Below are 12,835 nucleotides of genomic sequence, written 5' to 3'. Positions count from 1 at the left end.
ACCTAGCCGCCGTCGGCGCGCCGCCGGCTCGCGTCCTTCTCTCCCGCCGGGTCGCCGTCGAGCCGGGGCACCCCCGGCCGTCGTGCTGCGCCCGCCGGCGGACGCCCTGGCAGCGCCGGCGGCCGGGTCGTCACACGTCGGCCTGTCGGTGTGGTCCAGTCCGCTGTGCCGTCCGGATGAAGCAGGTACGTCCACCGGTCGCCGTGGCGCACGTGGTGGTGGGCGACGCACAGGGAGGCGAGATTCTCGGGAGCGGTCTCTCCCCCGTTGCGCCATTCGACGCTGTGGTCCGTCTCCGTCGAGGACGCCGGTCGGGTGCAGCCCGGGAAGCGGCACGTCTGATCGCGGAGGCGGACCAGCAGCCTCATCCTCGGCGGCGGGAGGCGGTGGCGGCGCCCGACGGAGACGACCGCGCCGGTCTCCTCGTCGGTCAGCACCGGGGTGAAGGCGGCGTCGTCGTCGATCAGCGCTTGCACCGCCTCGGCGGGGATCGGCCCGTAGCCGTCGAGCTCGGCGGCGGCCTCGTCGTCACCCGCGGCGGTGCTCGCCGCCACGGTGACCCTCACCTCGGCCCGCAGCCCGGTCGAGGGCGCCGCGGCTCCCTCCGGGGTGGTCCCCGTCACGTCCCCGTGGCAGAGCAGGTCGGCCCATGCGTCGGCGCGGAGCTGCGCCAGCGTGCGCAGATCGCGGTCCCCTGCGGCGCCGGCGCGCAGATCCCTCGCGATGCGGTCGAGCCGGGCGAGCGCTCCGACGGCCTCCGGCGCGGGGACGTGCGCGCAGACCGTCGCCATGCCGTCCATCCCGGGTGTCAGCCACACCCGGCGGTCCTCTCGCGCGCGAGCGTGGCGTTCCGCGAGGGGCTCGTCGTGCAGCTCCTCCCGCACCCGCGCGAGGGCGTGGCGCAGCTGCCCCGGAGTCAGCGTCTCCGCCAGATCGACGGCCCGGTCGTCGTAGGCCGTGCGCGCCGCCGAGGGGAGGGTCGCCGCGACGGAGCAGATGAGCTGGCCGGCCTCCCAGCGCATCCTGGCGGCGGCGAGCGCGGCGCGGGTCCGCGGCAGCTCCTCCATCAGGAGCGAGGCGTGCAGCAGCTCTCTGGCGGCGGTGCGCTCGGAGACCCCGAGGGCGACGGCGAACTCCGCTCGGATCGACCGGTCGACGAGGTCCGTCGCATCCTCGCTGCGCGTCGAGGAGCCTCGGGCGAACGCGTCGGGACAGGTCAGCGCCGTGCGGTGTCCCGCGTGGAGCGCCTCCGCCGCGGACAGGAGCACCGGGGAGGCGCTCCTCGCGAGCGACGCCGCCCGGTCGCCGAGGGCGAGGACCTCTCCTCGCACGGTCTCCGCATCAGCCATGCCTCCAGCGAAGCAGCAGCAGACGGGCTCCGGAGCTCGAAGGAGACGTCCCGGGGAGAACGGCGTCCGACGACGACCTGTGGAGGACCGTCCGACCGGACCCGCGCCGGCTCAGCGCTCGAGCCGGATCTCCACGACGCCCGGCCCGTCGCCCGGCGAGGTCAGCGCCTGCTCCAGCTCGCCGCGTGTCGCCGCTCGGCGGTGGCCCCACCCGTAGGCGTGCGCGAGAGCCTCCAGATCGGCGTTCTGCGGGGTGAACTGCACCCGGTCGAACGCATCGGGATGCGAGCTCGACGCGACCTCGAGCCCGTCGAAGATCGTGCCTCCCCCGTCGTTGACGACGACGAGCTGCACGCGCGGGCGTCGTTCTCCGGGCGGGAGGAGGAGGCCGCCGGCCTCGTGGAGGAGAGTGAGGTCGCCGAGGACCGCGCGGGTGACGCCGCCCGCTCCCTGCTCGGTGGCCTGCGAGGCCACCGCGATGCCCAGAGCGGTCGAGATCGTGCCGTCGATGCCGGCGAGGCCGCGGTTCGCCAGGACGGATATCCGCTTGCCCAGCAGGGTCCCGTCGGCGACGCGGATCAACCGCGAGGCTCCGAACAGCAGCCGGTCGTGCGGCCAGGTGACCTTCCAGACCGCGGCGACGACGAACTCCCGGGTGAGCGGTGCCCTGATCGCGGCGAGGGCGTTGCGCGCGTAGCCGCGGCGGTCCTCGACCGACATCGACCCCGCATCGGGGACCTCGTCCAGCTCGTCGGGATCGACCGTCAGGCCACGGCTCGCGGACACCCAGGATCCGGCCCAGGCGCGCTCGCCCCGATCGGGACGCGGCGAGCCCTCGGCCCGAACCACGTCGACGCCTCCGACGCGGCGGGCGCGCCGGCCGGGGTTGTAGAACTGCTCGCGCACGGCGTCCACGACGATCACCTCGACGTCCTCGCGCCGCAGCAGCTCGGGGACCTCGCGGGAGAGCGTCGGGTGGCCGAGCACGATCGCCCGCCGGATGCGTCCGCCGAAGTCCGGCTCGCCGAGCAGGCGCCGCCAGGCGATCACGAGCTGCGGCCCGAAGCGGGCCCCGGAGGACACCTCGGCCAACAGCGGCCAGTCGCCGGCGCGGGCGACCTCCTCGGCCTCGGCGCCCGCCTTGTCCCCGGCGACGACCACCGTGAGCGGCTCATCCGGACCGGCGGTCACGACGGCACGCGCGATCCCGGACACGACGGCGGGCACCTCGACCGGCTCGATCCGACCGAGGTCCGGCAGAGCGGAGGAGAGCGGATCGCGGAAGGAGAGGTTGAGGTGGACCGGCCCGCGTCGCGCGGCGGCGACGGCCCGATCGGCGAGCGCCCGCGCGTCCTCGGGCCGGGAGGCGTCGTCCGGAGCCGCGACGTCCTCGAACAGCCGCACGGCGCGGCCGTACAGCTCGCGCTGCTCGGCCGTCTGGTTCGAGCGGATGCCGCGCAGCTCGTCGGGCCGGTCGGCGGTGAGGACGATCATCGGCACGTCCGAGGCGTCCGCTTCGAGCACGGCCGGGTGCAGGTTCGCGGTCGCCGTGCCGGAGGTCGTGATCACGAGGGCTGGCATCCGGGATTCGAGGGCGAGGCCCAGCGCCAGGAACCCGGCGGAGCGCTCGTCGATCCGCACATGGAGCCGGATGTCGCCGCGGGTCTCGAGCCCCGCCGCCACCAGGGCGAGCGCCTGCGAGCGGGAGCCCGGAGCGACGACGACGTCGCGGACGCCGAGCGCGACGAAACGGGTGAGGAGGTCGACCGCGAATCGGGTGGAGGGGGCGACCGGCCGGTGCTCAGGCATCCCGGCGGCCGGGGCCGTCGGCCTCGCCCTGCTCGTCCATGTCGGCGAGGTCGCGCTCGAGCTGGGCGATGCGCTCGGCCTGCAGGCGCTCCTCCTCGGGGTCGCGCTCGGTGCGGAGGGTGCCGAGGAAGTCGGGGTCGTCGTCCGGCGCCGTGTAGCGGCGGCCGGCGGCGCGCTGCTTGCGGGGCCGGCCGATCCAGAACCACAGGCCCGCACCGATGACGGGGAGGATGAGCACCACCAGGAGCCAGGACCACTTCGGGATCGCCCGCACGGCGTGACGGTTGCTCATCGCGACGTCGATCACGGTGTAGACCGTGAAGACGGCGAGGGCCACGAGCAGGCCGATGACGAGGCGGATCATGGACACAAGTCTACGTCCGGCACCCCCGTCGGGGAGGGTCCGCACGGACGCTGGACAGGAGGCTCCCACGGTGCTCACGGAAGCGCGTGCAGGGGCCGACGTACACTGTCCCGGTGAAACTGAGCCGCGCGGTCGTCGTCTACTCGCTCCTGCGCCTGGCCATGTTCGCCGGCGTCTTCGTGCTGGTGTACCTGCCGGCGCGCACCTTCGTCGACTCGGAGCTGACGGCCGCGGTCACCGCGGGCTTCGTCGCCGCGATCGCGAGCCTGTCCCTCTCGTACATCCTGCTGAGGAAGCCCCGCGAGCGCATCGCGGAGGCGATCTACGAGCGCCGCAAGGACGTCCCGCGCGCCCCGACCGACGACGACGTCGAGGACGCCGCGGTCGACGCGACCCGCGACGAGCGCTGAGCCGGCCGCTCCCCTCGGCGAGGACGCCGCTCGAGCGCGGTGAGCCCGCCCGCACCGGGCCCGGCCCGCAGCAGCGCGTCCGCCCTGGGCCCGGCCCGCACGAGCCCGTCCTGCCCGCGCACGCCCCGCCCGAGCCGCCGCTCTAGAACGCCAGCGCCGCCCCGAGGACGACCGCGTAGGCGAGCCCGCCAAGGCTGGTCAGCTGCAGCGCCAGGATGAGCTCCTTCGCCGTCTTCGCCGTCAGGGTGATCAGGATGGCCGGCAGGATCATCAGCAGCACGAAGAGCGTCAGCCACGCCAGCGGGTAGAACAGCGCGAGGATCACCGCGATGCCGAACGGGATCAGCACGAAGCCGGTGTAGATCGCCCGGGACACGGCCGGTCCGGCCAGGACCGCGAGGGTCCGCTTGCCCGAGAGGCGGTCGGTCGGGATGTCGCGGATGTTGTTGACCATGAGCACGGCGCAGGCGAACAGGCCCGCCGCCACGGCGCCGAGCCACGACTCCTGGTTGGTGCGGCCGATCTGCACGAAGGTGGTGCCGACGGTGGCGACCAGGCCGAAGAACACGAAGACGAAGAGCTCGCCGAGCCCGAGGTAGCCGTAGGGGCGGCGTCCGCCGGTGTAGAACCAGCCGGCCGCGATCGCCGCCGCGCCGACGATCAGGAACCACCACTGGCCCGAGAGGGCGGTGAGCACGAGCCCGGCGACGGCCGCGATCCCGAAGAAGACCAGGGCGACGGTGAGCACCTGACGGGGCTTCGCCGCGCCGGAGCCGGTCAGCCGCGAGGGTCCGACGCGGTTGGCGTCGGTGCCGCGCACGCCGTCGGAGTAGTCGTTGGCGTAGTTGACGGCGATCTGCAGGGCGAGCGAGACGGCCAGGCAGAGCAGCGCGCGCACCCAGTGCCAGCCCTCGTCGACGACCTGGGTCGCTCCGGTGCCGATGAGCACGGGAGCGACGGCCAGCGGGAGGGTGCGGAGGCGGGCGCCGGCGATCCACTCGCGGGGACCGGCGGGCTTCACGACGACCGCTCGCGGGCTGCCCCCGGGGCGGCCGCTGGAGGACTTCTTCTTGCGACTCGTACTCGACACGGAGGGAATCCTACCCATCGGCCCGTCGGCGCTCGGAGCCGGTCAGCCCTGCTCGGCGAGCACCTCGAGGGCGCGGCGGTCGGGCTTCCCGGAGGCGAGGAGGGGGATGCGGGCGACCGGCAGCAGGGCGGCGGGAGCGGCGGCACGCCCGAGGCGGTCGGCGATCAGGGCGCGCAGGGCCGCGAGCGCGGGAGCCTCCTCCGCCGTGACGATGACCGGGACCTCGCCCCACTGCTCGTCCGCCCGCCGCACGACAACCGCGTCGGGGACGGTCCCCTCGCGGAGCACGGCCTCGACCGCGTCGAGCGAGACCTTCTCCCCGCCCGACACGATCACGCGGTCGAGCCGGCCGGTCACCCGGAGGCGCCCGTCGACGATCGAGCCCGCGTCGCCGGTGCGGTACCAGCGCTCCCCGTCGAGCTCGAGGAAGGCGGAGGCGCTGCGCTCGCGGTCGATCGCGCCGTGGGCGTCGAGATAGCCCTCCGCGAGGGTCGGGCCGCCGAGCAGCACCTGCCCGTCCTCGACGCGCATCCGCACGTCGTGGAGCGGGACGCCGTCGTACACGCAGCCGCCGGACGTCTCGCTCGATCCGTAGGTCAGGCGGATGCGCACGCCGAGGGCGGCGGCGCGGTCCCGCAGCGACTGCGGCGTCGCCTGTCCGCCGATCAGGAGGGCGTCGAACGAGCGGAGAGCCTCGGCCGCGACCGGATCGCGCTCGGCGAGGTCCACCAGCCGCGCGAGCTGCACGGGGACCAGCGAGGAGTACCGCCGCTCCCCCGCCGGCATCGTCCGGGCGAGAGCGAGGAAGTCCGCCGCGTCGAAGCCGCCGACGGGGAGGACGACCGGGTCCGCCTCCGCGGTCAGCGACCGGACGAGCACCTGCACTCCCGCGACGTAGTGCGTCGGCAGGCAGAGCAGCCAGCGCCCCGGCCCGCCCAGCTCGGCGAGGGTCGCGGAGGCGCTGGTGAGCAGGGCCGCAGTCGAGAGAGCGACCCGCTTGGGCGGCCCCGACGAGCCCGAGGTCTCGACGACGACGGCGACGCGCTGCGGCACGACGGCGTCCTCGGAGGCCGTCGCCGCGCCGGGGGCGGAGACGCGGATCGCCGGGCCGCTGCCGTCCAGGGCCGCGCGCAGAGCGACGAGGACGGCCTCGACCGTGGCGTCGACACCGGCGAGCGGACGGGTCACCTCGGCGCCGTCCGGCTCAGAACTGCCATGGGAACGGCGACCAGTCGGGCTCGCGCTTCTCGAGGAAGGAATCGCGTCCCTCGACGGCCTCGTCGGTGCCGTAGGCGAGGCGCGTGGTCTCGCCCGCGAAGAGCTGCTGGCCCACGAGGCCGTCGTCGACGGCGTTGAACGCGTACTTCAGCATCCGGATGGCCGTGGGCGACTTGGTGAGGATCGTCTCGGCCCACTCCACCGCGGTCGTCTCGAGCTCGGCGTGCGGGACGACCGCGTTCACGGCGCCCATCTCGTAGGCGCGCTGCGCGGAGTACTCCCGAGCGAGGAAGAACACCTCTCGCGCGGCCTTCTGCCCGATCTGGCGGGCGAAGTACGCGGAGCCGTAGCCGGCGTCGAAGGAGCCGACGTCGGCGTCCGTCTGCTTGAAGCGCCCGTGCTCGGCCGAGGCGAGGGTGAGGTCGCAGACCACGTGCAGCGAGTGCCCGCCTCCCGCGGCCCAGCCGGGGACGGCCGCGATGACGACCTTCGGCATGAAGCGGATGAGGCGCTGGACCTCGAGGATGTGCAGGCGACCGTTCCGGGCGGAGTCGATGCCCTCGGCGGTCTCGCCGTCGGAGTACCGGTAGCCGTCGCGGCCGCGGATCCGCTGGTCTCCCCCGGAGCAGAACGCCCAGCCTCCGTCGCGCGGGCTCGGGCCGTTGCCGGTGAGGATGACGACGCCGATGCGCGGGTTCGTCCGGGCATCCTCGAGGGCGCGGAACAGCTCGTCGACCGTGCGCGGCCGGAACGCGTTGCGGACCTCGGGCCGGTCGAACGCGACCCGCGCGATGCGGCCGGAGCGGTCGTGGTGGTAGGTGATGTCCTCGAGTGCGTCGAAACCGTCGACGGCCGCCCAGCGGTGCGCGTCGAACAGTTCGGAGACCTGCGTGCTCATCCCTTGACCCTACTGATCCGGACTGCACGGCGACTCGACACCGCCGGACGCACGGAAGGGGACCCCGCTCGCGCGGAGTCCCCTTCCGGTGCTCGCCGCTACTTGGCGGTGGAGGTGGTGCGGTTCTCGGCCGACACCATCCAGGCGTACTGCTCGAGGCTCTGGATGATCGCGTGGAGGAGGTCCGCGCTGGTCGGGTCCTCCTCGTCCACCTGGTCGTGGACCTCGCGCATGGTGGCGGCGGTGTTCTCGAGGCGGATCGTGACCAGGTCGACGGTCTCGGCCGTGTCGATCTCGCCGTGCGGGTACTCGGGGAGCGTGGTGGTCGCGGCGACGGTGTCGCTGCGGCCGTCCGGGATCCCGTGGAGGGCGCGCATGCGCTCGGCGATGTCGTCGCTGAACTCGCGCGCGGCCTCGATGATCTCGTCGAGCTGCAGGTGGAGGTCGCGGAAGTTCTTGCCGACGACGTTCCAGTGGGCCTGCTTGCCCTGGACGTGGAGCTCGATCAGGTCGACGAGGACGATCTGGAGGCTGTCGAGCAGCTCCTTGGAGGCCTTGAAGCCCTTCTCGGCGTTCTGGCGGCGGCTGGTCTTGGCACCGGAGCCCGCGGGGGCTTCGACGTGGCGTTCGAGGGTGGTGGTCATGGACCGTTCCTTTCTCTTGCAGTGCCGGGTGCGGTGTCCCGCCCCGAGTCTGGCTTCTTCGGCTGGACGGCGCCCGCACGCGCGGGGTGCGCGCGCTGGGCGTGGCCCGTGGTTCGGGGGATCAGATCGTGGCGACGGATCCGGAGTCGACGCGGTAGTTCGAGCCGTTCACGAAGGAGGCGCGGTCGGAGCAGAGGAAGGCGATCACGGCCGCGACCTCCTCCGCCTCGCCCCGGCGCTTCAGCTCCATGTACGGCCGCTCCTCGTCGAGGAAGGACGAGATCGCCTCGTCGACCGAGGTGCCCCGCTGATCGGCGCGCTTCTGCATCATCGCGTCGGTCATCGGAGTGCGGATGAACGCGGGCGAGACCGTGTTCACCAGCAGGCCCTCCTGCGCGTAGGAGCGCGAGAGGCCCTTGGCGAAGGCGAGGACGCCCGCCTTCGCGGCGCAGTAGGGCAGTTCGTCGTCGTAGGGCTGCACAGCGTCCTCGGAGGCGGTGAGGACCAGTCGGCCCCAGCCTCCGGAGCGGAGGTCGGGCAGGAACTCGCGCACGAGCCGGACGGGCCCGAGCAGGTCGACCTCGAGGGTGCTGGTCCAGCCCTCGTCGTCGATCTCGTGGAAGAGGCCCTGCGCCCCCGTGACTCCGGCGCACTGCACGAGGATGTCGATCCCGCCGACCGCACCGGCCACCCGGCGGTGCAGCTCGGCGAGCTGCTCCGTGCTGGTGACGTCGGCGGCGAAGGCGTGCAGGCGGCCCTCCGGAGCGTCGAGCCCGGCCGCGGCCCGCTCGAGCTCGGTCTGGTCCTTGTCGGTGATCACGACGGTCGCGCCCTCTGCGAGGAGGAGCTGCGCCGTGGCTCGGCCGATGCCGGAGTCGCCTCCCGTGACGAGGGCGGTGCGGCCGGTGATTCCGAGGTCCATGCTGAGGTGCTCCTTGTGAGTGCGGTGCGAGGGGGTGGTACCGGTCTACGCTTCTCCGGACCGGCCCTCAACGGGTTGCGCGGACGCCGTGGGCGGGGTTACGCGCGGCCGATCTTCTCCGGCGCCAGCTCCTCGATCGTGATCGCCGCGTTGATCAGCGCCAGATGGCTGAGCCCCTGCGGCAGGTTGCCCCAGAAGGCCAGGTCGTCGACCGCGATCATCTCGGACATGATCCCGACGTCGTTCGGGACCGTGGCGACGAGCTCGTCCATCAGGGCGACCGACTCCTCGTGCCGTCCGACGCAGGCGAGGGCGGAGGCGAGCCAGAACGAGCAGGCGACGAACGGGTGCTCCTCGCCCTCCATGCCGGAGTAGCGGAACAGGAGGGCGCCGCGGCCCAGCTCCTTCACCAGAGCGTCGATGGTCGAGATCATCCGCTCGCCGCGCTCGTAGCCGCTCGGAGCATGCAGGAGCACTGAGGCGTCCAGCTCCTCGCTGCCCGGGTACATCACGTAGGAGCCGAGCTCCTCGGACCAGCAGTGCTCCTCGATCCACTCGCGGATGCGGTCGCGCTCGAAGCGCCAGCGGTCGGGGCTGCCCGCGACCTGGCCGAGCTCCGCCAGGTGCACGGCCGCGTCGAGCGCCTGCCAGCAGCCCATCTTCGAGGAGGTGTAGTGCTGCTCCTCCTCCAGCTCCCACATGCCCGCATCGCGGTTGCGCCACAGGTCGCAGGTCGTGTCGGCGACGCGGGCGAGGAGCCGGCCGGTCTGGATGTCGAGGACGTTGCCCTCGTCGACGTAGATGCGGCAGATGTCGAAGAGGTCGCCGAAGACGCCCAGCTGCAGCTGGCTCTGCGCTCCGTTGCCGGCGACGACCGGGCCGATGCCGGCGTAGCCCGGGACGTCGAACTCCTCCAGCACGGTCGGCATGGAGCCGTCGAGTCCGTAGAAGATGTGCAGGTCCGGCCCGTGCTCCTTGATCGTGCGCAGGAGCCAGGACAGCGCGGCGTGCGTCTCCTCGCGCAGGCCGAAGCGCACCAGCGCGTGCATCGTGTACGCGGCGTCGCGTACCCAGGCGAAGCGGTAGTCCCAGTTCTTGCCGCCGTTGGGCGACTCCGGGAGCGACGTGGTCGCCGCCGCTGCGATGGCTCCAGTGGGCGAGTAGATCAGCAGCTTGAGCGCGAGGGCGCTGCGCTGGACGGCCTCGGACCACGGGCCGTCGTAGGAGAACTCCTCTGACCAGTCCTGCCAGCTGCGGATGGTGCGGTCGATGCCGCGGTCGACGTTCTTCGCGACGGGGAAGTGCAGCGGCTCGTCGTGCGTGGCCGACACGACCAGGACGTGCCGCAGAGCGTCCGTCCCCGCGGTCACGACGAAGGAGCCCGTCAGCTCGTCGCCGGCGCCGGAGGGCGCGTCGTCGCCGTCGGGCCCGTGCTCCTGGCCGGTGACGCCGATGGTGATGTCGCCGGCGCGGATGAGCGAGCGGCCGTCGGCGTTCTGGATCCACGGGGAGAACCGGCCCAGACCCGTTCCCGGGCGCACCGCCCACCGCATCCGCACCTCGCCGTCGACGCCGTCCACGCGGCGCGCGAGCTCGGCCCACGGGAGGCGGCCGGCGATCCCGGTGACGAGCGCGTCCGTCACGCGGACGGTGCCCGACTCGGTGGTGAAGGTGGTCTCGAGGACGTTCGTGTCGCGGATGTAGGTCCGCGAGACCTCGGCGGCCTCCTCGGGGGCGAGCTCGACGCACCCGCCGGACTCGGCGTCGATCAGGGCGGCGAAGGCGGGGGTGGAGCCGAGGTCCGGGACGGGCATCCAGTCGACGCTGCCGTCCTTCGCGATCAGGGCGACCGTGCGACCGTCTCCGATCGCGGCGTAGTCGCGCAGGGGCCTGGTCGAGCGGGATGCAGCCATCCCCTCACCGTAGAGCGCGGGCGGTGCGCCGATGCGGGCTTGCGGACGGACGGGCATGCTTGTAGCGCCCGGTCAGGTGGTGGCGACTCCGCCGTACTCCTCGAGGCGGTCGGTGAACTCGCCGCGGTCCTCGTCCTGGAGGACCCCGTTCGCGTACCCCGCCAGGAACGCACCCTGCGGGTCCGGCGAGAGGCCGACTCCGTCGAGCATGTCGGCGACCAGGCCGGTCGGATCGGCGTCGAGGTCCACGAGGCCCAGCTCGATCGCGGGAACGAGATCGGCGGAGGAGCGCGCGGTGACGATCCAGAGCGCGGCCGAGGCCTCCTCGTCCGAGAGGTCGCCGTCGAGCTCGTAGCCCGCGTCCGACCACTCCTCAGGGGTGTCGGCCACCTCGACGTCGTCGAAGCCGAGGGGCGCGAGCGCCGCGGTGAAGCTGTCGACCGCCGCCTGCCTGTCGGCGTCGGTCGAGACGTCGGCGGCGGCGTACTCGGTCGCCGAGATGTAGTCGTAGAGGAGCGAGGGCCCGCCGTAGGCGTTCTGCGACTGCTCGTAGTACTCGTCGTCGGCCGAGGTCCACTCCTCGGGGACGGCACTCTCGACGGCCGCGACGGCCTGCTCGGCACTCGCGCGCACGTCCTCGGCGGAGGGCTGGCCGAGGATCGTCGCGGCGTCGCCGTCCTGGTAGCCGGGGTAGTCGTAGAGCGGATCGGACGGGTCGCCGCTGCCGAACGGGTCGTCCGTCGGGTCGCCGAACGGCTCGGCGGGGGCGCTCGTGGAGGCGCTGCCGGCGGCGGAGTCGAGCGCGCCGCCCACTCCGACGGCGACGACCGTGCCGAGCACGCCGGTGTAGACGACGCCCACGAGGAGGCTCGTGCCGAGCGCGATCCACGCGCCTCTCCCGAGCGGGCGGTGGGAGGGGGCGGAGCCCTGCGTCGGGCCCGGGGCGGGCGCGGGCGGCGGGCTCATCGGCATCTGGCTCATCGCACTCCTCCGGACTCCAACGGCAGCCTCGTCAGTCTGGCACCTCGACGGGCCCTCGGAGGAGGGACCCCGGGGGCTTGCGCGCCCGTCGCCGACCTCCTGCGCCCGGGTGGCCGTCGCGCCGCCCCGGCCGGTGGACAATGGCCGGATGGACGACGTCGTGCCCGCCTCCCCGCTCCCCTCTCTCGGCGAGATCGACGCGGGCCTCCGCGTCGTCGCTCTGCCGCTGCGCACCCGCTTCCGCGGCGTCGACCACCGAGAGATCGCGCTGGTGCGCGGCCCCGAGGGCTGGACCGAGTTCTCGCCCTTCCTCGAGTACGGCGCGGAGGAGTCGGCGGCGTGGCTCCGCGCGGCGATCGACTACGGCTGGAGCGAGCAGCCGGCACCGCTGCGCGACCGCATCCCGGTGAACGCGACGATCCCGGCCGTCGCGCCGCACGAGGTCGCCGCGGTGCTCGCGAGCTACCACGGCTGCCGCACGGCGAAGGTGAAGGTCGCCGAGCGCGGCCAGACACTGGCCGACGACGTGGCACGGGTCGTCGAGGTCCGCCGCCTGCTCGGTCCGGAGGGCCGGATCCGCGTGGACGCGAACGGCGGCTGGAACCTCGACGAGGCCGAGCACGCCGTCCACGCCCTCGCGGAGTCCGACCTCGAGTACGTCGAGCAGCCGTGCGCGAGCGTCGACGACCTGGCGGAGCTGCGCTACCGGGTGAAGTACATGGGCATCCCGATCGCCGCCGACGAGAGCGTCCGCAAGGCCGCCGATCCGCTCGCCGTCGCCCGGGCCGGAGCCGCGGACCTGCTGGTCGTGAAGGCCCAGCCGCTCGGCGGGACGCGCCGGGCGCTGGCCCTCGTCGCCGAGGCGGGGCTGCCGGCGGTGGTCTCGAGCGCGATCGACAGCTCGGTCGGACTCGCCATGGGCGCCGCCCTGGCCGCGGCGCTCCCCGAGCTGCCGTTCGACTGCGGTCTCGGTACCGCGTCCCTCCTCGCCGCGGACGTCACGGAGCGGCCGCTGCGGCCGGTCGACGGCAGCATCCCCGTCGGCCGCGTGGAGGTCTCGGAGGAGCTCCTGTCCCGCCACGCGGTGTCGCCTGAGCGGCTCGCCTGGTGGCGTGCGCGGCTCCGCGACTCGTACGCGCTGCTCTGACCGTCGGCGGCGGGCGCCGCGTCGGCCGACCGGCAGAATGGAGCGTCGGCCGCCGGTGCCCGACGCGTCCCCCACCCTCGAGCATCGGAG

The 12,835-nt window shown here is 73.6% G+C and carries 12 protein-coding genes; 2 read left to right on the top strand and 10 right to left on the bottom strand.

The window, feature by feature from the left end:
- Positions 1-2: 2 nt before the first annotated feature.
- The 3 genes from GSU45_RS03810 to GSU45_RS03800 form a co-directional block, all read right to left on the bottom strand.
- Complete coding sequence (locus GSU45_RS03810; RefSeq protein WP_159912855.1) at positions 3-1,349, bottom strand: HNH endonuclease signature motif containing protein; 1,347 nt, start codon at positions 1,347-1,349, stop codon at positions 3-5.
- A gap of 111 nt (positions 1,350-1,460) precedes the next feature.
- Complete coding sequence (menD, locus tag GSU45_RS03805; protein ID WP_159912853.1) at positions 1,461-3,158, bottom strand: 2-succinyl-5-enolpyruvyl-6-hydroxy-3-cyclohexene-1-carboxylic-acid synthase; 1,698 nt, start codon at positions 3,156-3,158, stop codon at positions 1,461-1,463.
- Complete coding sequence (locus GSU45_RS03800; RefSeq protein ID WP_104225908.1) at positions 3,151-3,522, bottom strand: PLD nuclease N-terminal domain-containing protein; 372 nt, start codon at positions 3,520-3,522, stop codon at positions 3,151-3,153. Before GSU45_RS03800 ends, menD begins: the two co-directional genes overlap by 8 nt.
- A gap of 113 nt (positions 3,523-3,635) precedes the next feature.
- On the opposite strand from GSU45_RS03800, the gene GSU45_RS03795 reads away from it, so the two are divergent.
- Positions 3,636-3,932 (top strand): DUF4229 domain-containing protein, encoded by a 297-nt coding sequence (locus GSU45_RS03795; protein WP_104304572.1) that lies wholly within the window; start codon positions 3,636-3,638, stop codon positions 3,930-3,932.
- A 142-nt stretch (positions 3,933-4,074) separates the two neighbouring features.
- Here GSU45_RS03795 and GSU45_RS03790 read toward each other — a convergent pair whose 3' ends face one another.
- The 7 genes from GSU45_RS03790 to GSU45_RS03760 form a co-directional block, all read right to left on the bottom strand.
- Positions 4,075-4,953: a 1,4-dihydroxy-2-naphthoate polyprenyltransferase gene (locus GSU45_RS03790; RefSeq protein WP_104280999.1), complete on the bottom strand. Its 879-nt coding sequence runs from the start codon at positions 4,951-4,953 to the stop codon at positions 4,075-4,077.
- A gap of 111 nt (positions 4,954-5,064) precedes the next feature.
- Positions 5,065-6,210 (bottom strand): AMP-binding protein, encoded by a 1,146-nt coding sequence (locus tag GSU45_RS03785; RefSeq protein ID WP_159912849.1) that lies wholly within the window; start codon positions 6,208-6,210, stop codon positions 5,065-5,067.
- Positions 6,211-6,226: 16 nt separating this feature from the next.
- Positions 6,227-7,138: a 1,4-dihydroxy-2-naphthoyl-CoA synthase gene (locus GSU45_RS03780; protein ID WP_068255374.1), complete on the bottom strand. Its 912-nt coding sequence runs from the start codon at positions 7,136-7,138 to the stop codon at positions 6,227-6,229.
- A gap of 98 nt (positions 7,139-7,236) precedes the next feature.
- Positions 7,237-7,782, bottom strand: a complete 546-nt coding sequence (locus tag GSU45_RS03775) for a DNA starvation/stationary phase protection protein (RefSeq protein WP_159912847.1) — start codon at positions 7,780-7,782, stop codon at positions 7,237-7,239.
- A gap of 121 nt (positions 7,783-7,903) precedes the next feature.
- Positions 7,904-8,704 carry an SDR family oxidoreductase gene (locus GSU45_RS03770; RefSeq protein WP_159912845.1) on the bottom strand — a complete coding sequence of 267 codons (801 nt, stop codon included), beginning with the start codon at positions 8,702-8,704 and terminating at the stop codon, positions 7,904-7,906.
- 98 nt (positions 8,705-8,802) lie between these two features.
- Positions 8,803-10,617 carry a glycoside hydrolase family 15 protein gene (locus tag GSU45_RS03765; RefSeq protein WP_159912843.1) on the bottom strand — a complete coding sequence of 605 codons (1,815 nt, stop codon included), beginning with the start codon at positions 10,615-10,617 and terminating at the stop codon, positions 8,803-8,805.
- A gap of 72 nt (positions 10,618-10,689) precedes the next feature.
- On the bottom strand, positions 10,690-11,598 hold the full coding sequence (locus GSU45_RS03760) for a hypothetical protein (RefSeq protein ID WP_159912841.1): 909 nt from the start codon (positions 11,596-11,598) through the stop codon (positions 10,690-10,692).
- A 148-nt stretch (positions 11,599-11,746) separates the two neighbouring features.
- On the opposite strand from GSU45_RS03760, the gene GSU45_RS03755 reads away from it, so the two are divergent.
- Positions 11,747-12,745, top strand: a complete 999-nt coding sequence (locus GSU45_RS03755) for an o-succinylbenzoate synthase (protein WP_159912839.1) — start codon at positions 11,747-11,749, stop codon at positions 12,743-12,745.
- Positions 12,746-12,835: the final 90 nt, after the last annotated feature.

Source organism: Rathayibacter sp. VKM Ac-2801 (assembly GCF_009834245.1).
In the GTDB taxonomy this organism is placed as follows: Bacteria; Actinomycetota; Actinomycetes; order Actinomycetales; family Microbacteriaceae; genus Rathayibacter.
The sequence above is the reverse complement of the archived record's forward strand: the minus strand, read 5'-3'. Positions and strand labels throughout refer to the sequence as shown.

Bases quoted from the DNA above. Each gene is read 5' to 3' on its own strand.
- GSU45_RS03760 (WP_159912841.1), bottom strand. From the start codon at position 11,598: ATGAGCCAGATGCCGATGAGCCCGCCGCCCGCGCCCGCCCCGGGCCCG.
- GSU45_RS03780 (WP_068255374.1), bottom strand. From the start codon at position 7,138: ATGAGCACGCAGGTCTCCGAACTGTTCGACGCGCACCGCTGGGCGGCC.
- GSU45_RS03770 (WP_159912845.1), bottom strand. From the start codon at position 8,704: ATGGACCTCGGAATCACCGGCCGCACCGCCCTCGTCACGGGAGGCGAC.
- GSU45_RS03765 (WP_159912843.1), bottom strand. From the start codon at position 10,617: ATGGCTGCATCCCGCTCGACCAGGCCCCTGCGCGACTACGCCGCGATC.
- GSU45_RS03755 (WP_159912839.1), top strand. From the start codon at position 11,747: ATGGACGACGTCGTGCCCGCCTCCCCGCTCCCCTCTCTCGGCGAGATC.
- GSU45_RS03775 (WP_159912847.1), bottom strand. From the start codon at position 7,782: ATGACCACCACCCTCGAACGCCACGTCGAAGCCCCCGCGGGCTCCGGT.
- GSU45_RS03810 (WP_159912855.1), bottom strand. From the start codon at position 1,349: ATGGCTGATGCGGAGACCGTGCGAGGAGAGGTCCTCGCCCTCGGCGAC.
- menD (WP_159912853.1), bottom strand. From the start codon at position 3,158: ATGCCTGAGCACCGGCCGGTCGCCCCCTCCACCCGATTCGCGGTCGAC.
- GSU45_RS03800 (WP_104225908.1), bottom strand. From the start codon at position 3,522: ATGATCCGCCTCGTCATCGGCCTGCTCGTGGCCCTCGCCGTCTTCACG.